21 protein-coding genes are annotated in these 21,681 nt (G+C 41.8%); 19 read left to right on the top strand and 2 right to left on the bottom strand.

Features of this window, described 5'->3' with window-relative positions:
- Nucleotides 1–11: 11 nt before the first annotated feature.
- From FTU06_RS12915 to FTU06_RS12905, 3 genes are read left to right on the top strand one after another with little or no spacing between them, the layout of a single operon-like run.
- Nucleotides 12–1,676: an OmpP1/FadL family transporter gene (locus tag FTU06_RS12915; protein WP_180113843.1), complete on the top strand. Its 1,665-nt coding sequence runs from the start codon at nt 12–14 to the stop codon at nt 1,674–1,676.
- 32 nt (nt 1,677–1,708) lie between these two features.
- A complete protein-coding gene (filE, locus tag FTU06_RS12910; protein ID WP_257234437.1) occupies nt 1,709–3,040 on the top strand; it encodes a putative pilus assembly protein FilE in 1,332 nt (443 codons plus the stop codon).
- A gap of 22 nt (nt 3,041–3,062) precedes the next feature.
- Nucleotides 3,063–5,078, top strand: a complete 2,016-nt coding sequence (locus FTU06_RS12905; RefSeq protein ID WP_180147030.1) for a hypothetical protein — start codon at nt 3,063–3,065, stop codon at nt 5,076–5,078.
- A gap of 68 nt (nt 5,079–5,146) precedes the next feature.
- On the opposite strand, the gene FTU06_RS12900 is transcribed toward FTU06_RS12905, so the two are convergent.
- On the bottom strand, nt 5,147–5,695 hold the full coding sequence (locus tag FTU06_RS12900; RefSeq protein WP_180023250.1) for an NUDIX hydrolase: 549 nt from the start codon (nt 5,693–5,695) through the stop codon (nt 5,147–5,149).
- 126 nt (nt 5,696–5,821) lie between these two features.
- Between FTU06_RS12900 and FTU06_RS12895 the strand changes: the two genes are divergently transcribed.
- The 9 genes from FTU06_RS12895 (at nt 5,822) to FTU06_RS12855 (ending at nt 14,177) form a co-directional block, all read left to right on the top strand.
- Entirely contained in the window at nt 5,822–6,430 is a 609-nt protein-coding gene (locus FTU06_RS12895; RefSeq protein WP_078192365.1) for a CoA pyrophosphatase, read from the top strand.
- Nucleotides 6,431–6,465: 35 nt separating this feature from the next.
- Complete coding sequence (locus FTU06_RS12890) at nt 6,466–6,996, top strand: gamma carbonic anhydrase family protein (RefSeq protein ID WP_078192364.1); 531 nt, start codon at nt 6,466–6,468, stop codon at nt 6,994–6,996.
- A 162-nt stretch (nt 6,997–7,158) separates the two neighbouring features.
- The gene (tsaB, locus tag FTU06_RS12885) at nt 7,159–7,824 is read left to right on the top strand and encodes a tRNA (adenosine(37)-N6)-threonylcarbamoyltransferase complex dimerization subunit type 1 TsaB (protein WP_078191180.1); all 666 of its coding nucleotides are present in this window, start codon (nt 7,159–7,161) and stop codon (nt 7,822–7,824) included.
- Nucleotides 7,825–7,836: 12 nt separating this feature from the next.
- Nucleotides 7,837–8,661 carry an undecaprenyl-diphosphate phosphatase gene (locus tag FTU06_RS12880; RefSeq protein WP_078191179.1) on the top strand — a complete coding sequence of 275 codons (825 nt, stop codon included), beginning with the start codon at nt 7,837–7,839 and terminating at the stop codon, nt 8,659–8,661.
- Nucleotides 8,655–9,473, top strand: coding sequence for a class I SAM-dependent methyltransferase (locus FTU06_RS12875; protein WP_218954119.1), 819 nt, complete (start codon nt 8,655–8,657; stop codon nt 9,471–9,473). Before FTU06_RS12880 ends, FTU06_RS12875 begins: the two co-directional genes overlap by 7 nt.
- Before the next feature lie 125 nt (nt 9,474–9,598).
- Nucleotides 9,599–10,990, top strand: a complete 1,392-nt coding sequence (locus FTU06_RS12870; protein WP_078192361.1) for a C13 family peptidase — start codon at nt 9,599–9,601, stop codon at nt 10,988–10,990.
- A 27-nt stretch (nt 10,991–11,017) separates the two neighbouring features.
- Nucleotides 11,018–11,863 carry an S-formylglutathione hydrolase gene (fghA, locus tag FTU06_RS12865; RefSeq protein ID WP_180147027.1) on the top strand — a complete coding sequence of 282 codons (846 nt, stop codon included), beginning with the start codon at nt 11,018–11,020 and terminating at the stop codon, nt 11,861–11,863.
- Between the two features lie 131 nt (nt 11,864–11,994).
- Entirely contained in the window at nt 11,995–13,101 is a 1,107-nt protein-coding gene (locus FTU06_RS12860) for a YjgN family protein (RefSeq protein WP_180147024.1), read from the top strand.
- 14 nt (nt 13,102–13,115) lie between these two features.
- Complete coding sequence (locus FTU06_RS12855; protein WP_180147021.1) at nt 13,116–14,177, top strand: M48 family metallopeptidase; 1,062 nt, start codon at nt 13,116–13,118, stop codon at nt 14,175–14,177.
- 31 nt (nt 14,178–14,208) lie between these two features.
- Here the strand turns inward: FTU06_RS12855 and FTU06_RS12850 are convergent, their stop codons facing one another.
- Entirely contained in the window at nt 14,209–14,505 is a 297-nt protein-coding gene (locus tag FTU06_RS12850; protein WP_180147018.1) for a DUF2218 domain-containing protein, read from the bottom strand.
- A gap of 605 nt (nt 14,506–15,110) precedes the next feature.
- On the opposite strand from FTU06_RS12850, the gene rpe reads away from it, so the two are divergent.
- The 7 genes from rpe (at nt 15,111) to FTU06_RS12815 (ending at nt 21,415) form a co-directional block, all read left to right on the top strand.
- Nucleotides 15,111–15,797 carry a ribulose-phosphate 3-epimerase gene (rpe, locus tag FTU06_RS12845; RefSeq protein ID WP_078192356.1) on the top strand — a complete coding sequence of 229 codons (687 nt, stop codon included), beginning with the start codon at nt 15,111–15,113 and terminating at the stop codon, nt 15,795–15,797.
- Between the two features lie 613 nt (nt 15,798–16,410).
- Nucleotides 16,411–16,914 (top strand): hypothetical protein, encoded by a 504-nt coding sequence (locus tag FTU06_RS12840; protein ID WP_180147015.1) that lies wholly within the window; start codon nt 16,411–16,413, stop codon nt 16,912–16,914.
- Nucleotides 16,915–16,960: 46 nt separating this feature from the next.
- Complete coding sequence (locus tag FTU06_RS12835; RefSeq protein WP_180147012.1) at nt 16,961–18,943, top strand: multicopper oxidase domain-containing protein; 1,983 nt, start codon at nt 16,961–16,963, stop codon at nt 18,941–18,943.
- Nucleotides 18,930–19,904 (top strand): copper resistance protein B, encoded by a 975-nt coding sequence (locus FTU06_RS12830; protein ID WP_180147009.1) that lies wholly within the window; start codon nt 18,930–18,932, stop codon nt 19,902–19,904. The genes FTU06_RS12835 and FTU06_RS12830 overlap by 14 nt, the downstream gene beginning before the upstream one ends.
- Nucleotides 19,905–20,204: 300 nt before the next feature.
- Nucleotides 20,205–20,522, top strand: coding sequence for a multidrug efflux SMR transporter (locus FTU06_RS12825; protein ID WP_180147006.1), 318 nt, complete (start codon nt 20,205–20,207; stop codon nt 20,520–20,522).
- Between the two features lie 55 nt (nt 20,523–20,577).
- Entirely contained in the window at nt 20,578–20,895 is a 318-nt protein-coding gene (gene sugE, locus FTU06_RS12820) for a quaternary ammonium compound efflux SMR transporter SugE (protein WP_180147003.1), read from the top strand.
- A 37-nt stretch (nt 20,896–20,932) separates the two neighbouring features.
- Entirely contained in the window at nt 20,933–21,415 is a 483-nt protein-coding gene (locus FTU06_RS12815; RefSeq protein ID WP_180147000.1) for a methylated-DNA--[protein]-cysteine S-methyltransferase, read from the top strand.
- The last annotated feature ends 266 nt before the right edge of the window (nt 21,416–21,681 follow it).

The following is a 21,681-nucleotide window of genomic DNA, read 5'->3' as shown; positions in this document are numbered from 1 at the left end:
AGGGCTGTCGTATGCGTAAAATTCGACTCAGCCCACTTGTTAGTGCGATCGTTTTAACGGGCTGTTCTAGTGCTGCTTTTGCACAATTGGGTACCAACCTTTCAGTTGATGTACGGTCACTTGCATTAGGTAATGCAGTAACTGCGGATCCTCCAGGAATTAGTGCAGTACATTTTAACCCTGCAGCATTAACTAAGATTGAAGGTTTGCAAACAGATATGCAGGGCATCATTGCAAACTTTGATATTCAACGTGAATTTACCGTTCCTGCGGGTTATAACGTTTTTGGTTATTCAGATGATCCATTAGTCTGTAATGATGGTCCTGAAGTGACGGCTGATATTTGTACGGACTTTAAAGATAAGGTTTCTGGTGATGTTGAATATGCATCCCTATATGTACCTGTCTTAAAAAAGATGGTGGATTTTGGTGCTGGACAACCCATTGCCGCGCCAACGATGGGGATTGCCTACAATCCACCGGGTTCTAAAGCAACATTCGCATCAGCTGTTTATGCACCTTTGATTGCGGGTTTTGGTGCTGAAAATGGTAACCCAGGTAATTTCATGGGACAACAAGTTGCTCTAGAGCGTATTACTTATCTATCGCCAACAGTAGGCTATCAAGTCAGTGATGAGCTATCGATTGGTGGTGGTGTGGGGATGTCCTATCAAGCCATTGGATTGAAATCTGACCTGCGATTTCCCAATGAATTGATCGGCATGTTAAGGATGATTGATGAAGTCGTCTGTACACCATTTAAGGAAAATTCGGACATTATTACCGACATCTTGCTATTGGGGATGTGTAATACCGAAGAAGGGATGAATCCATTTGGCAAATTTGGTCAGATGGAATTGGCTTTAGAGCAGTCACTGAGCCCAAGTTACAACTTAGGGGTTTTGTGGGAGCCACGCGAAGATTTTAGTTTTGGTATGGTGTACCAAAGTGCAGCGAAAATGCGCATGAAAGGTCGTTATCGCATTCATAATGCAAAAGCGCCTCAGGAGATGATTAAGGGATTAATGTCATCACCAACAGGTCAAATTTTAGCTGCAATTTTAGGTTTCCCAAATGCCGTGCCTAACTCGGAGTCGGGTTTGGTTTCGATGGATTTTGAATATCCACAGCACGTACAGGCCGGGATCAAATATAAGGTTATGCCTGATTTACAAATCAATTTTGATGTGGGGTGGACCGATTATCGTGCTTGGGACAAATTCCGTTTTGAATTCGACCGTCAAATTTCAGCGCTGAAAATTGCAAAATTATTATCTGAAAATGTGACTGATAATTCTTTGGCCTTACCTTTGAAATTTACATCGCCTTGGAACTGGGGTATTGGTATTGAATATTCTGCAACAGATCGTTTGAAATTACGTGCAGGCTATGAACCAAGGAGTACGTCTATTCCTGATGGTAAGCGAAATACCATGGTCCCGATTAATGGTGCGCAGCTCTTTGGTATGGGGATTGGATATCGTTTTGATGCAGATACGGATTTAGATTTATCAATCGGCTTTTTACGCAGTAAAGATAACATTCCAGCGAATACTAGTAGTCTTGCAAACTTAACCGGTGTGAATAATTTACTTTTAAACCCATATGCTGGACTGAATGTAAAAACCGATACGAAAATCACTATCCTAGGATTAAATTACAGAACTCGTTGGTAGGATAAGCAAACAGAATGAAAAGGATTTTATTCATGAAAACGTTACTTGCACTGTCTGTGGTGCAAGTGTCGTATGCCAACGCTGGAGCGTTTCATACCATTATTGGGCCAGATGGGCGCCCAATGGTGGTACAAGTGCAAGAAAAACCAGCAAAGAAACCTAAAGAAAGTCCAACTGCTAAAACGATAGACTCTCAACCTGTACAACAAATTACTCAACCATCTGTAAGCATTAGTCCGTCTCAAACCAAGACACCGATGACACGTCAAACGAGTCCAACAGCACAGGCTGCTGAACCGGTGAAGTTTCAGAGTTTAAGTACACGTGAGCCGGAAAAACGGGATGATAATAAAGCTGTCACAGTAGATAAAATTAAAAACGTCTCAGGTGATAAAGTTCCCAAATCTGAAAAGTCAGTACAAGCGTCAGATACTTCAGCAAAAGTCTTACCTTCAACAACATGGACAGAGAAGTTACAGCAATCAGAGCTAACCCAACCTCGTGAAGCGTATCAGTCCAAAGTTCTAGCTGAAAAAGATAAACCTGTCGTCGAGAAAAAGATCCTTGCTGAGAAAGTAGTCAGCACTGATCAATCCGTACAATCTTCAGGTGAAAACTTAGAAAATAATCCTTCAAAACAATCGACTCAGGTAAAACAAGAGCAAGGTTTTTCGACCATGGCCGGTGAAAAGTATGTCAATAATGAATATCTGGAAGATAAAGAGTTTAACTTAGAAGGCAAAAAGCGCTTTTACACCATGCCCGAAGGCGTTATTGACAGCAAGATGGGGCAAACGCGGATGCAAACGATTGAACGTGAAAAAGGTGTCAGTCGCTCCGTCATTGATAATTTATTTAAACGCAATCAACCCGAAGATACAGGCCCAATCACTTTAGCCACATCGTATTATCGGGTCTCACAAGCTGACACCATTCAAGGTTTAGGTCAGCAATGTTTTTCGAATAAAAAAATGAAGAAAGCCAAAGAGCTCGACTTAGCTCAAGATATTAATTTATGGCCTCGAGCACCGTTGTCTGACGAATTTGACTATGAAGTCGTAAAACTAAAATCACCATTACAAAATATTCGTATACATTCATTTGCATCCAAAGTACAAAATCCTACATTTTATTGGCCATTTGCGGTATTTTTAGACAAAAATGGATGTGTCATGGAAGGCGCAGGTGGATTCAAAAATAACCAAGGTGAAGCGGATCATCTTTACCATGAAAAAATAGAAGGCGTGATTCAAGTGCCTAAAGGTAGCCAGTATTTATTCTTAACGCCTTTAGCAACAGCAATTGACGTCGATGGCCGCGTATTAACTAATCAAGGCCAACTTAAATTAACAGCAATCCGTTAAGGACAAAAGAAAGAGAATTAGGATGAAAAATAAAATTTTATTACCGTTTGCTTTAACGGCATTGGTTGCAGCGCTCAGTGGCTGTGGCGGTGAAAGTGCAAATGTGAATCCTGAAATTTATGATACCAGTACGACCAATGGTACTTGTAAAAGTAATACCGAAGGCTGTGTTGAGTTCGTTTTAGATTATCCAATTGAAGGTCTGAATTTTAATTGTTCGAGCGACGTTAAAAATACCTACATTACCTTGTTCGATCTTAAAGAGGGTGTTTCGACAGGTGCCTGTAAAATTGGCGATACGGTGACTTTCTTTGTCCAAGGTGAAAAATCACGTCGAATTGATTTGGGTAAAGTAGATTTGAAGCAAATTTCAAATGTAGCCAGTGGCACGACACCACCTCGTTTGACCTTATTGGATTTGGCTGCTGGCATCTCGGGTAAACCTGCTGCAACGATTTCAAATACCGACGCAACAGTTAAAGTGGCCATGCGTTTAGCCAAAATCATTCAAGCCTTGGCTTTGAAAAATAATAGCGCAGTTACAGCTACAGACATCCAAGCGGTTTATATCAACAATGCAGATAAAGTTTTGATTGATCAAATCACTCGAAATGTCGCGACAGCAGATTTCAGTATCAGTTCAGATACGGAATTTAATGACCTGTTTACACCTTGGCTAGACTTGTCCGAAGTCAGCAATGAAAACGCATTTACCTTAGTTTCAAAACTCATGAATATCTCAACCGCTGCGGTATATCAGCCTGAGTTTGCGTTGTTTTCAACGGATGGCGTGATTACCAATGCCAGCGGTTCAAATGGACTGGTGGGCTGCGACAAAAATGAATGTTTGCCGACCGATAGTTCAAAAGTCAATTTGTTTGGTCATTTCATGTTAATGACGGACCGCCAAGGCATGACTTTTGGTAGTGGTTTACAGTGGAAGGGCAAAGTTGATCAACAGTTGAGTACCATTGGTGGTGTGAATGTCTTGCTCTTGACGCAGGTACGACCAACGCGTTTAACTGCAACACCACAGGATAATTGGATTGATCCGCTTACAAAGCAAATTGATAAACCTGGCATACTGGGTTTCCGTTTTGATGCAGAAGAAGCAAACTCAGGTCCACTGATTATTAAACAAGGGACGCTACTTGCCGACAAAATGGTGGTCGGTACAGGTGGAAGTTTATATAAAACGTTAACGGCTAAAAAAGATGATTATGTTCTGACGGCCGATGATAAGAAAAAATTAGGTCTTTGGGAGCAAAATATTAACCAAGTGCAATTTAAAGGCACGATGGATTTATACAAGCTTTATCCGCTGTCGTATTTAGACAAAAAAGTCTTTAAGTCTGTTGAAAATGTTGCTGCTGGACAAAATTATATCTTCCCCTTGTATGCAGATTTAACCTTTAAATTTACCGATACTTCGATTAAAACAGTGAAATTGGGTGTGGTGATTGACCGTAATGGTGATATTCGCACAAATATAAAATCTGGCGTGCCAGACGATGTATTTACTCGTCAAGATAGCCAAATTGTCGACTTGTCTACACACGCGACGGAAGGCTGTAGCGGAAAAGATGTGCTTGACCCACTGTTAATGAAAGATGATAAAGGTGTACAGCAATATCGTATCGGAACAACAACCCGTACCTTTACGCCTGAAGGAAATATCAATCCAAATACCATTTCGATTCGTATGATTTTAGCTGACCCATATTTCCATACGCTTGATGGCGCGTTGATTGGAATGAACTCAAGTGTGAAAACTTCAGCGGATACCACGATGGTTGTGGGCGGTGCTTTAGTGCAGTTACACAATATGATTAACGCCAATGCAGGCACGCGTCCCTCTGGCGTTGCTTTGTCGGATTCGGATAATAAAGTGGTGAAGTGGGGGAATAGTTTGGCCAGCTTTAGTTATATTTATAGCTTAAAAAATCCAAATGATACTGCTGCGGCTCAAACAGCGAAGTTAAGCGGTGGTGATATTTCTTTAGAATTGGCCCCGTGTTACACCATCAAGGTAAAATAAAAATTTAAATCTTGGAAAAATAAAAAAGCCCATCCGTGATGGGCTTTTTTATTTAAGAGATCTGCAAACTAACCTGTGTGATCGAGTCGCGTACCGAGAGTTTCGAGATGCATTTCAAACTGACCTGTTCTGCGGTCAGCAAAATAATGCCGCAGCGTTCTTTCCACACTAGGAAAGGCTAAATCATCCCAAGGAATATCTTCTTCACTAAACAATCGTGATTCAATGGTTTCATCACCCGCACCAAATTCACCATTGATTAGTTCAGATTTGAACAAGGCATAAATTTGCCCAATACGGGGAATGTTATACATGCAATATAGTTGCTCAATGTTGACTTCTGCTTCGGCTTCTTCGCGAGTTTCACGCGCTGCACCTTGCTCCATTGTCTCATAGAGTTCCATATAGCCAGCGGGTAATGTCCATAGCCCATAACGTGGCTCAATCGCACGACGGCAAAGTAAAACTTGATTGTCCCAAACGGCTAAAGCACCACAAATAACTTTAGGATTCACATAATGAATAAACCCACATGCGGTACAAATACGGCGTATCTGATGATCTCCAAGCGGGATCGCTTCTTTTGTTTTTTGTCCGCAGTTTGAGCAAAAGTTCATATTCATCGTCATGGATTGTGTGAACCGTCAGAATAACTTAAAAATAAAACTTTGGCATCATTTCTAACCAGCTTGGCCGAAATTCAGCTATGATGAAAATAAGATAATTATAAGGATGTAATGTGGATGGATGAGGGTTTATTGACTCAGCGATTGCAGCAAAGTTTACGTTTTTCTAAGCGTATTCAACCTGCGCATGCTGCTGTATTGATTGCGATTACCCAAGAAGATAATCCACGTATTTTATTGACCCGCCGCTCGCTCTATATGAATAATCATGCCGGTGAAGTGTCCTTTCCCGGTGGCAAACGTGATGCCCAAGACACCAGTAATATCGTGGTGGCGTTAAGAGAAGCTCAAGAAGAAACCGCTCTAAATCCATTTGATGTGCAGCTTTTGGGTGATTTACCGATGCAAAAAGCACGGAATGGGATGTTGGTTAAACCGATCGTGGGATTGATCCCGCCTGACGTAAATTTAATACCTCAACCCACTGAAATTGACCGTATTTTTTTTGCATCATTAAGACAGCTTTTAGAAACACCGCCAACGCCATATGAAGTTCGTTTTGCCCAGCAATCGCTTTATTTTCCCAGTTTAAGAATCGAAAACGAAATCGTATGGGGCTTGACTGCACGGATGCTGATTTCCTTATTTCAATATGGTCTGAATTATCAAAAAGAATGGCCTTTTTTATTAAATTCTCCTTCATTTCATTTGGGCCGTGAGCCATAAATCATTTTTAGAAAGTCAAAATAGGATGTTTGATCATGTTGTACAAATTTCAAGGATATAGCCCGAAAGCCACGCATCAACCTTGGGATGGTTGGGTTGCAGAAAATGCAACGGTCATTGGGCAAGTTGAATTAGGCCGAGAAGTGAGTGTCTGGTTCGGAGCCGTCATTCGAGGGGACAACAGTCGTATCAAACTGGGTGATTTTACCAATGTACAAGAAAATGCGGTGCTGCATACCGATGCGGGCATTGAAATGATCATTGGTGATTATGTCACGATTGGGCATCAAGCCATGCTACACGGATGTACCGTAGGTGATAATAGTCTGATTGGAATCAATGCCGTGGTTCTAAATCATGCTGTGATTGGTAAAAATTGCATCATTGGTGCGAATGCTTTAATTCCAGAAGGGAAGGTGATTCCGGATAATTCTGTTGTGATGGGTTCACCGGGTAAAGTCGTCAAGACTTTAGATGAGCAAGCCGAAGCACGTCTAAAAATGAGTGCCATGCACTATGCCGCTCATTTTAAACATTTTACTCAACTCGAAGTCGCTGAACTTTAAAACGTTATACATGGTAAGCAAAAAAGCCTCGACGTTTTTCCAGGCTTTTTTATGGCTTAAATACAGAAAGCGCTGAGTCTGAGGTGGAACATCTCGCGAACTGCGATGGAGTGGAGTATCATATTCAACGTTTTTTAAGATTAAATTTAATTAAGGTTGCGCATGAAATTACTGGCATTGGAAACTGCCAATGAGCAGTGTTCCGTCTCGATTGTAGATGAAACTCAAGAGCTTTATTTTCAACTCGATTTACGGGCAAAAGCGCAGACGCAAACCATTCTCCCAATGATTGAGCAAGGGCTTAATCAAACTGCTATTGAGTTAGCGAATTTAACTGCGATTGCCTTTAGTCGTGGGCCTGGCTCATTTAGTGGTGTTCGTATTAATGCAGCGGTAACACAAGCCTTGGCATGGGCCAATGACGTACCTGTTGTTCCAGTATCGACTTTGCAAGCTTTGGCTCAAGCGGCGCATCGTTTATATGGTTTGACCCAAGTAACGGCAGTCCTTGATGCACGCATGCAAGAAGTGTATATCGCTAGCTATCAACTCGATGCCAATGGCATTATGCAGGCTGTAGATGAAGAACAACTATTAAGCTACGCCGATGCCACACCGCAGATCAAATTTACCGTCGTGGGTTCTGGTAGTGAGCTCATTCAATCAGAACAAACACAATACAAAGACTTAAGTGCAACAGCACAAGATATTGCTACTATTGCCCGCGAAGCGGCGCAAAGAAAAGCATGGGTGAGTGCTGAACTTGCATTGCCCGTTTATTTACGAGATAACGCCTGGAAGAAAATTTCAGAACAAGGCAAGCCATAATTAGGGTTATATATGGATCTTCTACTGCTGCTCAAAGCGGCAATCATGGGTATTGTTGAAGGTATTACCGAATTTTTACCGATTTCAAGTACAGGGCATTTAATTCTGGCTTCAGAATTAATGAACTTTTGGACCAAAGAAAAAAGTGATGTTTTCGTGATCGCAATTCAAATGGGTGCGATTGCGGCGGTGATTTATGAATACTGGGGCCGCCTGTGGGGCGCAGCAACCGGTATGGTGACTGGTGAAGAAAAAGGTCGCCGTTTAGGTTTTGGCTTAATTCTCGCTTCGATTCCAATCGTGTTGATTGGTTTGACGTTTGGTCAGACGGTGAAAGAGCTGCTGTTCAATAACATTGCGATTGCTATGGGGTTGATTATCGGTGGTTTGATCATTATTTGGATCGAAAAAAATCCACCGCAAGTGCGTGCCAAAGAAGTAGAAGATTTAACCATTAAAGATGCGATTTGGATTGGTTTAATTCAAGTTTTATCTTTAATTCCAGGGACTTCACGTTCAGGTGCGACCATTATTGGTGCTATGTTCTTAGGGGTTTCTCGTAAAGCGGCCACTGAGTTTTCATTCTTTTTGGGTATTCCTGTTATTGTCGGTGCAGGTTTACTGGATTTATATCAAAGCTATGATGTATTTCAAGGCACTCAAGATTGGACTGTGATCGCCGTTGGTTTAATCGTTTCATTTGTCTCTGCATTGATTTTAATTCGTGCGCTTGTCGCTTACGTGGCAAAACGTGATTTCATGATTTTTGCGTGGTATCGAATTGTTTCGGGATTATTGATTTTATTGTTCGCATTTACAGGCTGGAAATTATGGTAAGCGAAATCCGCTTATACACAGAACAAGAATTTCATGAGAAAGCACAGCAGTATTCTGCTGTGCTTTCTTCACGTGGTGTATCTGTAAATATTGAATTGATTGAAAAATTAAACGCGCGTTTTTTACGTTTAAACTCTGAACTCAGTTTGTGTGTCGATGCAGATGGTTTGTGGTTAGCGACCAATGGCATGAAGATGCAACCCGATTGGAAAGCAGAAGTTGGACGTTTAAAGCGAGCATCTTTAAAGTCTGAGATGATTGCACGTGCGTGTAATTTGGCAGAAAAACCACTGCTTGTGGATGCAACCGCAGGGCTAGGGCACGATAGTTTATTGATGGCCCATTTGGGTGCGCATGTGATTCTTGTGGAACGTCATCCGATTTTATTTACCCTATTGGAAGACTCACATCAACGTGCGCAGCAAGATGTATTTTTAAGTTCGGTTGTGGCTCGAATTGAATTGGTCTTTTCAGATTCGGCAGATTATTTGCAACATTTATCGACGACCAATCAAATCTTTGATGTGGTTTATCTCGATCCGATGTTTCCGCAGCGAGACCAAAACCAGCAAGCCGTCAAAAAGCAAGCTCAGGTCAAAAAACAAATGCAATTATTGCATTTACTGTTACCTGAAGATGGTGAAATGGATTTAGGTGATAATTTACTGGATTTAGCACAAAAAATTGCTAAACGTGTCGTGGTTAAACGTCCACGATTGGCGGTTTTTTTAGCGAATCAAGAGCCGCAACATCAGTGGCAAGGTGATGCTTGTCGCTTTGATGCATATTTCCAACATGATCTTGTGACTTAAAATGATATTTGCTTCAATATTGTTCAAAGATTTGTTATATAGTTAAAAAATAGCATTGCTAAAAACGACATCAGGCATAAAATTATTTGTGCAATTAAGCGAGCCAAGGCCACCATCAGAACTCTATGATTGATTTCAAACCCTCCATCAATTTTTGGCATGATTTTAAAAGCAACCAAACTGCGGGGATGTGGTTATTTTTGGGGTCTCGTCGTTCTTTACAAATCGTTCGACCATCGATTTTACAATTGGTGTTTTGGGGGATTTTAGGTGGTTGTGCCAACAGTTTATTTAGTTGGCTCAGCACGGGGCGTATTGGCGAATTTAATGCCCAAGGTCTCATTAGCTACGCATTGTGGCCATTTATTGCTTTAATCGTGGGGATTTTCCTGTCACAACGTGTGAATAATCCACGGTTAATGTTGGTCCCAGCATTGCTCTGGTTGGTGCTTGATACGCACATCATGTTGTTTCAATGTTTGATTCAATATATGGGAGATCTCGATTTTCTCCCATACTTCCTATATGACTACATTCCAACGTTATTCATTATTCTATTTGTTTGGCAAAGTCTAGCTGTCGTTTGGGTATTTTCACGTGAACTGAAATGGCCATGGTGGGAGCGAGCACTGATTATGGGTGCGACGCTATTTACTTTGGTCGTGTGGCAAGTCTCAGTCAAAGATCAGCCGATTTGGAAAGTGGAAGAAGTTCCACCAAGCTTTGCTGAAGATGCCTTCTATGCACAAAGCCGTTTGCTCAATAAATCTTTAGACGCAGTGGAATATGGTGAATTTGCCCAATCCCATTGGTACTTCTTAGGGGTGGCTGGTGCGAGTTATCAAGATGTCTTTAAACTGGAAATTGAACGGATTAAAGAACAGTTTGATACACGTTTTGGCACCTATGGGCGTTCGGTTGAGCTTATCAATAACCCCGCAACGCGTACTGAAATTCCGCTGGCATCTAAAACCAGTATGGAGTTGGCGCTGCGTCGTATTGGTCAACAGATGAACCGAGAAAGTGACGTCTTATTTTTATATATGACCTCACACGGTTTACCTAATGTCTTTGAAATGGAAAATGCACCTTTGGATTTGGCGCAAGTCGATCCTAAATGGTTAAAAGAAGCCTTGGATGCATCCGGAATTCGTTGGCGTGTAATTGTGATTTCTTCATGTTATTCAGGCAGTTTTATTCCAGCACTGCAAAATGATAATACTTTAATTATTACTGCATCGGCAGCTGATCGACAGTCTTTTGGCTGTTCGAATGAAGCTGAATACACTTATTTTGGCCGTGCGTTCTTTGATCAGGCGATGCGTGAACAGACCAGTATTCAAGCGGCATTTAATGAAACCAAAGCGACTGTTGCGAAATGGGAAGCAGCGCAGGGTTTCGAACCTTCTGAACCTCAGTGGTCGATGGGGAAAAACATGGCATTAATGTTGCCTCAATTAGAACAACGATTGTTCCCGCCGACGACTACTGCACCGGCTACGACGGTTACGCCTTAAAAGATTAAAAAGTTTAGGATAAAGATCATGGAATTAGTACAACGAAATACCTGTTTTGCGGGTGAGCAGCGCATTTATCAATTGGATTCTTCAAGTCTAAAGACCACGACAAAGTTTGGTATTTTTCTGCCAGAAGCAGCCTTACAAGGCCAAGCGTGTCCTGCATTGTTTTATTTGGCTGGATTAACCTGTACCGAAGAAACCTTTGCCATTAAAGCGCATGCACAGCGTTTAGCTGCGCAGCTCGGCCTGATTTTAATCAGCCCTGATACTTCTCCACGTGGGGAACAGGTAGCGCAAGGCGATCATTGGGATATTGGGCAGGGTGCGGGCTTTTATATTAATGCAACGGAACAACCGTGGGCCGAGCATTATCAAATGGAACGTTTTCTTACTGAAGAATTGTATTCGCTGGTACAGACTGAATTTCCGGTACAAAAAGCTGCGATTGGCATATTCGGACATAGTATGGGCGGCCATGGTGCATTAACTTTAGCGTTGAAGCATCCTGACCTGTTTAAATCGGTTTCTGCTTTTGCACCGATTTGTGCGCCGAGTCAGTGTCCATGGGGTGAAAAAGCGTTTAGTCAATATCTAGGTTCAGACCGTCAGCAGTGGCTTTCGCATGATGCTACAGCTTTAGTGCAAACTAAAGGGGCTTTGTTTAAAGCCATTTTGATTGACCAAGGCATTGATGATCAATTTTATAGCCAGTTAAATCTTGCGTTGTTTAAGCAAGCGTGTGAGCAAGTCGGGCAGGCACTCGAACTGCGCGAACATGTTGGCTATGATCATGGGTATTATTTTATTCAAAGTTTTATGGACGATCATTTGCAATTTCACGCTGTCCAATTGCAAACAGCGGTTCATTAATTCTAAAGCCAGTGGTTAAGAAATATTGAGGCATAGCTTGCTTTGATATACGTATAAATAATGCATGGTGATGAGCATTGCCATGCAAATGAATAAATTCGACATACCAAAAAAAATAATTTAGGGTACTTATGCAAAATTCACAAATGGAAACGCCGCTTCCGCCAGAGCTGCCCGTACTGAATCCACCGAGTCTATTTGGTGATACAGAACAGGCTGAAGTTTTGGGACGAAATTATCATTTTAGGTTTAAAGGTAATGCGTCTGAATATTTCGGTATTTGGATCGTGAATATCTTACTGACAATTGTCACGCTTGGACTTTATGCGCCTTGGGCAAAGGTCCGCCGTTTACGTTATTTTTACGGTAATACTTGGGTATTTCAGCGTCGTTTTGACTTTACTGGTTTGCCTACAAAAATTTTAGTTGGACGAATCATTGCGCTAGTGGTCTATGGTGGTTTCTCTTTTGCTGCAAAATATTCTTGGGAAGCTTTCTTAGCGGGCTTTGTCCTGATCTTTTTCGCAGTTCCTTGGCTCATTCGATCTACGATTCGTTTCCGCGCCCGTAACAGTAAGTTTAGTAATAGCCGATTCTTTTTTTCTGGGACAAATAAAAGCGCGTATTGGTGCTTTGTTAAATGTCTTGCGGTGGTTGTCTTTACCCTTGGTTTGTTTACACCAGTTGCGGTCTGGCTATATAAACGTGAATGTCTGAATCATTTGTATCTGGGTCAGTTGAAATTTAATCTGAATAATACGTGGGGCGATTATATGCGTGCCATGTATGTGCCTTTATTTCTGTTTATGGGCTTTGGTGCATTGCTGGCAGTGATCTTTGCAATACTGTTTGGTAGTTCAGATGGTTTAAATGACGCATCTTATGTCTTCATTATTTTTGGTATGTATTTGATTGGCTATATGTTTATTTGGCCACTCACCGCTGCACGTATTTTTATTACCACTTGGAATAACACCACGTTGAGCCGCAGTCAGTTTCATACGGACTGTAATCAATGGCGCTATGCATGGATTGTCTTGAGTAATTGGTTGGCTAAAGTGATTAGCCTCGGTTTACTGACACCATGGGCAGTTGTGCGACTATATAAATATCAGACTGAATCCTTACACTTAATGTTGGTCGATGATCCAGACCAATTACAAAATCAAATGCAGCAAGATCACAATGCAATTGCTGAAGAATTATCCGATATTTTTGACCTAGATATTTCCTTATAACGTAGGTGAATTACATGAAAACATCAGTAGTGAATGCAACCTATTATGATGGGAAAGTGTCAAAACCCTTTGTTGCTCAAATCAGCGCAGATGGGGAACATGCTGTGATTGTGCGTTATGGTCAAGACCTAGAACAAACGCAGCACTACACCTATCAAGATATGACGCTGATCGGTGCTTTAGGTGATATTCAGCCAGTGATTGAGTTAAAGGATGATGCTCGTTTAGAGTTTCATCAACCTTTGCCAGAGTGGTTTAATCTCGACGTAAAGTCGCGTTGGCATTCGATTTGGAAGTTAGAGCGTTCACCCTCCTTAATCATTTTTAGTGTGATTTTCGTGGTGGCGTTTGCTTTTGTATTGATTAAATGGGGCATACCTGCGGCGTCGCATGTGGTGGCTAATCAACTTCCTGAGACAGCTTTAAAAAGTTGGGGCGATCAGGCGGAAAAATATATTATCGATATGACTGAACCCACAAAATTGCCACAAGCACGACAAGACAAGTTGATGCAAGAGTATCAACAATTGGTGGCTGAAAATCGACCTGCGAAGTTGTTATTCCGCGGTGGTGGCAGCATCGGTGCAAATGCATTGGCGATACCCAATAACACCATTATCGTGACAGATGAGTTGGTTAAATTAGCGAAAAATGATTATGAGTTAATTGGTGTACTTGCACATGAGCAGGGGCATTTAGTTCAACGCCATAGTTTGCAGCAAAGTTTGTCAGGTTTAGGCATCAGTATTATTTTGTTGATGATTACAGGAGATGGCTCTGACATTCTTACCAGTTTGCCGGTGGCTGCGGTGGGTGCGAGTTACTCTCGAGATTTTGAATCTGAAGCAGATTTATATGCCCTAAAACAACTTTCAAAACATCAAATTCCAACGGCACATTTTGCAAACTTCTTACAACGTATGGAAGATGAAGCTGATGGTGAAACAGCAAAAGAGAAAGGTGCAAAGGATGAAAGTGCCAAAGATCAGAGATCTTGGACAGACTTCTTTGAGTCACATCCAGCGACGAAAGCCCGTATTGATGCAGTCAGAAATTACCAATCACATCAGCATTGAGTGAAAGGCTTTGACAATATGGCGACGTAGACTACGGTTCGCGTTGCCATATTGCACTGAGTTCTTCTTGCCCCATGCGGATCAAATGATCTAATACCACATGTTCCAATTGATCTAGATTTGCACTTGGATCTTGGGCTGAAATTACTACATCTAAAAAAGCAGCTTGTGGTAAAAGACTGACCTCTGCAGAGGGTAGTTGAATCTTGAATGCAGTATTTTCTCCAATGAGCTGTTCATTGACTTCAAATTTATGTTTCCAATGATTGACTAGGCGTTTAGCAACACGCGCTGCTTGGGCGGTGGTGATTTGTGTTGAACTTTTCATAAATGCAATTTTATTATTAAGCCGTCAGTCCTTTAACTTAGCAAAGTACATAGATGCTCGTTAAGTCTAAATATGCAACGCTGTGTTTCTATCCCTGAGATCTTTATCCATATTAATCACTGATGTTACGCACGCAAAAAATAATTTTGCATTTTTAAAATGATATTTAAGTCAATTCGACGGAGTCTTACATCTAGGGCTTAAATAAAGGGATTAGCCTTCGGCTGGAGGTACTCTTACGAAACGATGTTTCTCATTAGGCAAAATGAGATGCGAAGCTTCGCAAGGAAACCATCTTGCGGAGCAATGCTCCTCACCGCAAAACTCGCTCTCTAGCGTCTATTTATTTAGAGTATTGCAAAAAAAAATTTGATGAGAAGTCGTGCTATCTCAAACAAATGCGGATGACGTTACCGCGTATCGTTTTTTTATTTGAATCAAATTTCGCTTCTGATATTACTGCGTAACATCAGTTAATCCTAGGTTTTTTTATTATAGAGATCTCAATCATCAGTATCGAAAAAACGACTGAGGGCGTGGGCAGCGAATAGGGGGACAATTTGCTATAATGCGTCAATCACTCCCTTTTCAAAGCTAGGTTTTTCATGTCCAAGCCATTCTTAATCGCACCTTCAATTTTGTCAGCAGACTTTGCGCGCTTAGGTGAAGAAGTTGAAAATGTTCTAGAAGCAGGTGCAGATGTTGTTCATTTCGATGTCATGGATAATCATTATGTACCGAACTTAACTTTTGGTGCGGGCGTTTGTAAGGCATTGAAAAAATACGGCATTAAAGCGCCAATTGATGTTCATCTTATGGTTTCACCGGTAGACCGTATGATTGGTGATTTCTTGGAAGCTGGCGCAGATATCATCACTTTCCACCCAGAAGCGACTGATCACATTGACCGCTCTTTACAGTTAATCAAATCTGGCGGTGCGCAAGCGGGCTTGGTGTTTAACCCTGCGACACCTCTGCATTATTTAGACTACGTTTTAGATAAAGTTGACCAAGTCTTGTTGATGAGTGTGAACCCAGGTTTTGGTGGTCAAAAGTTCATTCCAATGACCTTGGAAAAGCTGCGTCAAGCACGAAAAATTATTGATGCTTCAGGCCGTGATATTCGCTTAGAAGTGGATGGTGGTGTTACCCCAGCCAATATCCGTGACATTGCTGAAGCCGGTGCAGACATGTTCGTTGCAGGTTCAGCGATTTTTGGTAAGCCTGATTATAAAGCTGTGATTGATGACATGCGTTCTGAGTTGGCAAAAGTGCATGCTCAAGAGGCTTAAGCCTTTGGGTATAAGTTATTCATGGCTTGTGGATAACTATATGGATAACCGTATGGATATCTGTGTAGATAACTATATGGATAACTTGAATAAATTATAAACGATTGTGCATCAATGGTTTAATAATTAGACGTATTAAGTATAAAAAGGACTCAATTGAGTCCTTTTTATATGGGTCAAAGTATTTGAAATACTGTGTATTTATTAATCTGTGGTAAATAATTAATCAGTTTAAAAAATAACTTTTATGTTTTAACTGGACGATATGCGCTGATTTTTATGACAGCGCAATAAATTTAAAACTGTTGTGAATAACTGCACAATTAATTATGCTGTTAGCAAGTATTGAGATAAGCTGCGACTGGCAAAACACATCATCGATCGCACTGGATAGTGCTTTTAGATACTCCTATATGTATCGTTCATGATGGATAAATTGGTCGAGCTGCATGTCATGTAGATACGAATGTCATGTGATTGCGTTGAATCATAAATAACATCATCATGGTGTTTCATGCGGATTTCGGCTGAGCCGATCGCGTGATGTTTCTAAAGATGTGTTAATAGGGATATGTTGTCACAGTACATCATTGGGTTGAATTAGGATACTAAATTGTTCAATTTTTTGCGTAAGCATCTTGGCTTTGCTTGGCTCATGGCGTTTGTCATGGGATGGAGCAGTGTGGTCAGTGCACAGCAAAATTTTCAACATCAACAAATGATGACTGCGAATGCCCATCAGGCATCAGTTCATGCAGCACATACTGATCCTTCACATTCAAATATGGCAAATTGCCATCAAAATCAGCGGCAAGCTGTTCCTGAGCATGCAGCACATCATGGCAAGCAGACGACACCTGAAGTCATTTCAATGACGGATTGTCATGCGACATCTGCACAGCAAGATGATCAGGTGCATCATTCAACGATACAAAACACAGACTGTCAGGACTGTACACTCGCACATTGCCAAATCAGTACCTCTTATGTCGATAGCGCCTTGGTCGCATTGCAGACCGTCCATGTGCATCACTATACAGAACCTCCTCGTTTCATTTTTGCTGGACAGCATTCAAAAGGCTTTTGGCAAGAAATTCTAAGACCTCCGCAAGCTTAACCTGAGTTTTAAATACGTTTTTTCGTTATTTTATAAAGGTTAAGTCATGTCTAATTTATCTAAATCATGCCTCGTGCTCGGGGTGTGTCTGCTGTCTCCAACGTGGGCGTTTGCAGCCATTAAAGAATATCATCTGAATATTGATGAAAAGACCATCAATTTGACAGGTAAAGCGGTCAAAAAAATCAGTGTTAATGGTCAGTTTCCTGCGCCTTTACTGGAGTTTGAAGAAGGCGATGATGCGGTCATCCATGTACATAATCAGCTCAAAAAACAAAATACCTCGGTGCATTGGCATGGTCTATTGCTGCCCGGCTTAATGGATGGTGTACCCGGTTTTAATGGTTTCAATGAAATTCAGCCCGATGGTAGCTTTACTTATAAATTTAAAGTCCGTCAAAGCGGAACCTATTGGTATCACGCGCATTCCAAAGGCCAAGAACAAGACGGATTGTATGGCGCTTTAGTGATTTATCCGAAAGGCAAACAAGCACTTGCAGCACATGAACAGACGCAACGTGATTATGTGGTCATGCTGTCGGATTTTCATGAATCATCTAGCGCTCAGATTATGGCAAATCTGAAAAAGTCTGCCGAATACTATCAAAATCAGCGTGAAACAGTTTCAGATGTATGGACGCAGATTCAACGAACAGGTTTTAAAAATACGTGGCAAGACCGTTCGATGTGGAATCAGATGCGTATGCTGAAAACGGATTTGTCTGATGTCACGGGTTATACGTTTTTAGTAAACGGCAAAACACCACAGCAGAACTGGACGGGGATGTTTAAGCCCAATGAAAAAGTCAGACTTCGTTTTGTAAATGCTGCGGCTATGTCGTTTTTTGATGTGCGCATTCCTCAGCTCAAAATGACGGTGGTCAGTGCAGACGGCCAAGCGGTCAAACCAGTCAATGTTGATGAATTCCGCATTGGTGCTGCGGAAACCTACGATGTGATCGTAGAGCCTAAATCTGCGCACTATCAGATAGAGGCTGAGTCGATCGATCGGACAGGATTTGCGATAGGCACTTTACATGATGAAACGCAGCCTCAGCACTCAGGCATTCACATGCCAAAAGCTCGGCCACGCGCTTTGCTGACCATGGAAGATATGGGCCATGGTTCAATGTCGGGTATGGACCATAGCAACATGGGACATACTGCTACAGGTTCAACCCAAACTTCAGCAAGCCAGCAAGCGAATGCTCATGAGCACAGCGCGCATACTGTCATTCCATCAAATATTCAGCCGAATCAAGCACATGATCATGCTGCAATGGGGCATGACATGGACCATTCCCCAATGCCTGCGCATACTACTATGCAGCATCCAGATATGCATAAACAGAACATGTCTGATTCAGCGTATGCCAATATGGATCATAGCGTGATGGATCATTCCTCTATGAACCACTCTTCAATGGATTCATCAATGAAACATGATACGCATGCAGCGATGGAGCATGCACAGTCTAAAGAGGAGAAGCAAGTAGTTGAAAATTCAGCAACGGTTATGGGTTGGGCCAATGCTTCAACACCTGTCGGTGATAAGGCACTGCAATATAGTGATCTAAAAGCGTTAACCCCGCAGCCTGATACACGTGAAGCGACGCAAGACTTGGTCATTCATTTGGGTGGAACGATGGAACGCTATATGTGGACCATGAATGGCAAAAAATTCAGTGAAGCTGAACCACTAAGGGTGAAATATGGTGAGCGAATTCGACTGAAATTTGTCAATGACAGCATGATGGCGCATCCGATGCATTTACATGGCATGTTTATGCAATTGGAAAATGGGCAAGTGTCTTCTGAAATGCCAAATAAACATACGGTGATTGTGCCGCCGGGGAAAACAGTGACGGCTCTGTTAACGGCCAATGAATTAGGGGAATGGGCGATTCATTGTCACTTGCTGTATCACATGTCCGCAGGGATGATGAATAAACTCGTGGTCGCAAATGTCGCGGAGAATACGAAAACGGCGTCTGTACCGCAAAAGGAGGTGTCTCATGCGCATCATTAAACCATGCACATATACGGTTCTAAGTTTAGCTTTGGCATCGGTCACTCAAATAACCATGGCGCAAGATGCACATCACAGCATGCCGATGTCAGCTCAACATGAGTCGCATTCCTCACATGATTCGTCGCATCAAGAGCTGCAAACAGGGATTGAATCGAGCCAGATAGAGCATACTGCAGAACATGCAGAACATGCAGAACATGCAGAACATGCAGAACATGCAGAACATGCAGAACATGCAGAACATGCAAAAGCATCATCTATTGCGTCACGTGCTGATTTTGCGCAGCATCCTGTTGATCATAAGCGTGAACATGGTGGACAGATTTATCAAGCGACCGAAATAGACAATCGATGGCTCAATAATGCCGATGGCCGAGGAAGTTTAAAGACCGAAATTGAGAGTCGAATCGGGACCGATGAAAATAAGCTATTCATCAAACTACATGCCGATAAAGCAGAATCTCAAGACGCTGATTATGCGGCTCAAGTGATGTATAGCCGTATGATCTCCGACTTTTGGGATGCACAAATTGGTGCGCGTTATCGGGTCGATGAACATCAAGTGACGGACAAAGAACAGTTAGATGCTGCGGTGGGTCTGCATGGTCTGGCACCGTATTTCTTTGAAACTGATGCTTATCTATATCTTGGTACAGATAATCAGGTCAGTTTTTCTTTAGAAACCGAACGTGATCTGCTGCTGACGCAAAAATTGATTTTAAAACCGTATCTGAACCTAGATGTGGTGCTGAGTGATGATTCCGCCTATGCACAAAAAACAGGACTCAGTGCTGTATGGCTAGGGCTAGAAACACGCTATGAAATCAATAAAAAGTTGATGCCATTTATCGATGTTGCTTACAGCTATGAAAAAGGAAATCAGCATACGGCATGGCAAGCTGAAACTGGAAGTGAAAAACAATGGTGGTATGGCGCAGGACTTCGTCTGAAGTTCTAACAGTCAAATAGACCAAATAAAGAGGGCATCATCAACAGGTTTTGGTGATGCCTTTTTTTATGTCTGAATCTATCCTTTGAACAGACATGCCATGTTTTGGTGCAATTCATCTGTGCAAGTTTTTTCATTAACTGAATAACGCCCTGAATTTGGTCAAAAATGTAAAGACTGCACTAAAATTCAGCATGTTTGCTATACTAAGACAATACTCGGAGGAACGACCTCCCTTACATCTTTGTTCAAAGCCAGTAAGAAAAATCGTCAGGACGACCTGACTCTACTAATATGGAGGAAGGCATCATGGTCTGGGTTGTTCTAGTATTCGCTGGTATTTTTGAAATCGTTTGGGCCTATTCGATGAAGCTCTCAGAAGGCTTTACAAAACTTGGCCCAAGTTTAGTCACTTTATTTTTTATGATCCTGAGCTTTGGTTTATTGGCCTATGCCATGAAAACGTTGCCTCTAGGAATGGCTTATACCATTTGGACTGGAATCGGCGCGATTGGCTCTTTCCTCGTGGGGGTGTTTATACTCGGTGAGCCTGCAACTGCTATGCGGATGTTAGCCACAGTACTGATCATTTCTGGTCTAATCTTGATGAAATTATCTTCAAGTTAATATGTTTTAAAGCACAGCGGTCATTGACCTCTGTGCTTTTTTTATGGGTAAAAATATGGCTTGGGTTTTATTAATTGTAGCGGGATTGCTTGAGGTGGTTTGGGCCTATTGTATGAAAGTCTCTGAAGGCTTTAGCAAACTGACGCCAAGTATTTTGACCATCGTTTTCATGATCGCAAGTTTCGCTTTATTGTCTTATGCAATGAAATCCTTACCGCTGGGTACAGCCTATACGGTGTGGACAGGGATTGGTGCAGTGGGTTCATTTATCCTCGGCATCGTTGTATTGGGTGAGCCTGCCAATGGCATGCGCATGCTAGCTGCAGTACTGATTATTTCAGGACTGGTCTTGATGAAATTATCGTCCTCATGAATAATGAAGTGCTGCGCTTTTGAGCTTGGAGTATCTCATGCAACTTTCTTATCAGTTTTTAGATTCACCCGTTGGACAATTAAAACTTGTTGCACATGAAACCGCATTGGTGGCTGTCCTTTGGGAAAATGAAAATCCAAATCGTGTGCGATTGGCGGCTTTGGTTGAAGATTTGAAACATCCGATTTTGCTCAAAACTGCACAGCAATTAAACGAATATTTTGCAGGTAAAAGACAGCAATTTGACCTGCTGCTAGACTTTGAAGGCACCGCATTTCAGCAGCAGGTTTGGCAAGCTTTACTGACGATTCCTTTCGGAGAAACTCGCAGCTATAAACAAATTGCAGAGCAGATCGGCAATGTCAAAGCCGTACGTGCTGTGGGTGCAGCCAACGGTAAAAATCCAATTTCAATTATTGCACCCTGTCATCGTGTCGTGGGCGCAAATGGAAAATTAGTGGGTTTTGCAGGCGGTCTAGAAAATAAAGAAATATTGTTAAAAATTGAGAAATTACAATAAAATAGAAAATATACTTATTTAATTGATGTTACGCAGTAACATCAAAGCACAATTCGCTTCAAAGAAAGAACGATACGCGTTAACGTCATCCGCAAGTGTTTGAGACAGGATGCCGCCTAATCAAAAATGTTTTTGCGATGCTTTGAATAATTTGACGGTGGTGAACGAGTTTTGCGGTGAGGAGCATTGCTCCGCAAGATGGTTTCCTTGCGAAGCTTCGCTTCTCATTTTGCCGAAACAAAAGTACCTCCAGCCGAAGGCTAATC

Source organism: Acinetobacter sp. YH12052 (assembly GCF_013419835.1).
Lineage (GTDB): Bacteria > Pseudomonadota > Gammaproteobacteria > Pseudomonadales > Moraxellaceae > Acinetobacter > Acinetobacter amyesii.
This window is presented reverse-complemented; position numbering and strand designations above follow the sequence as displayed.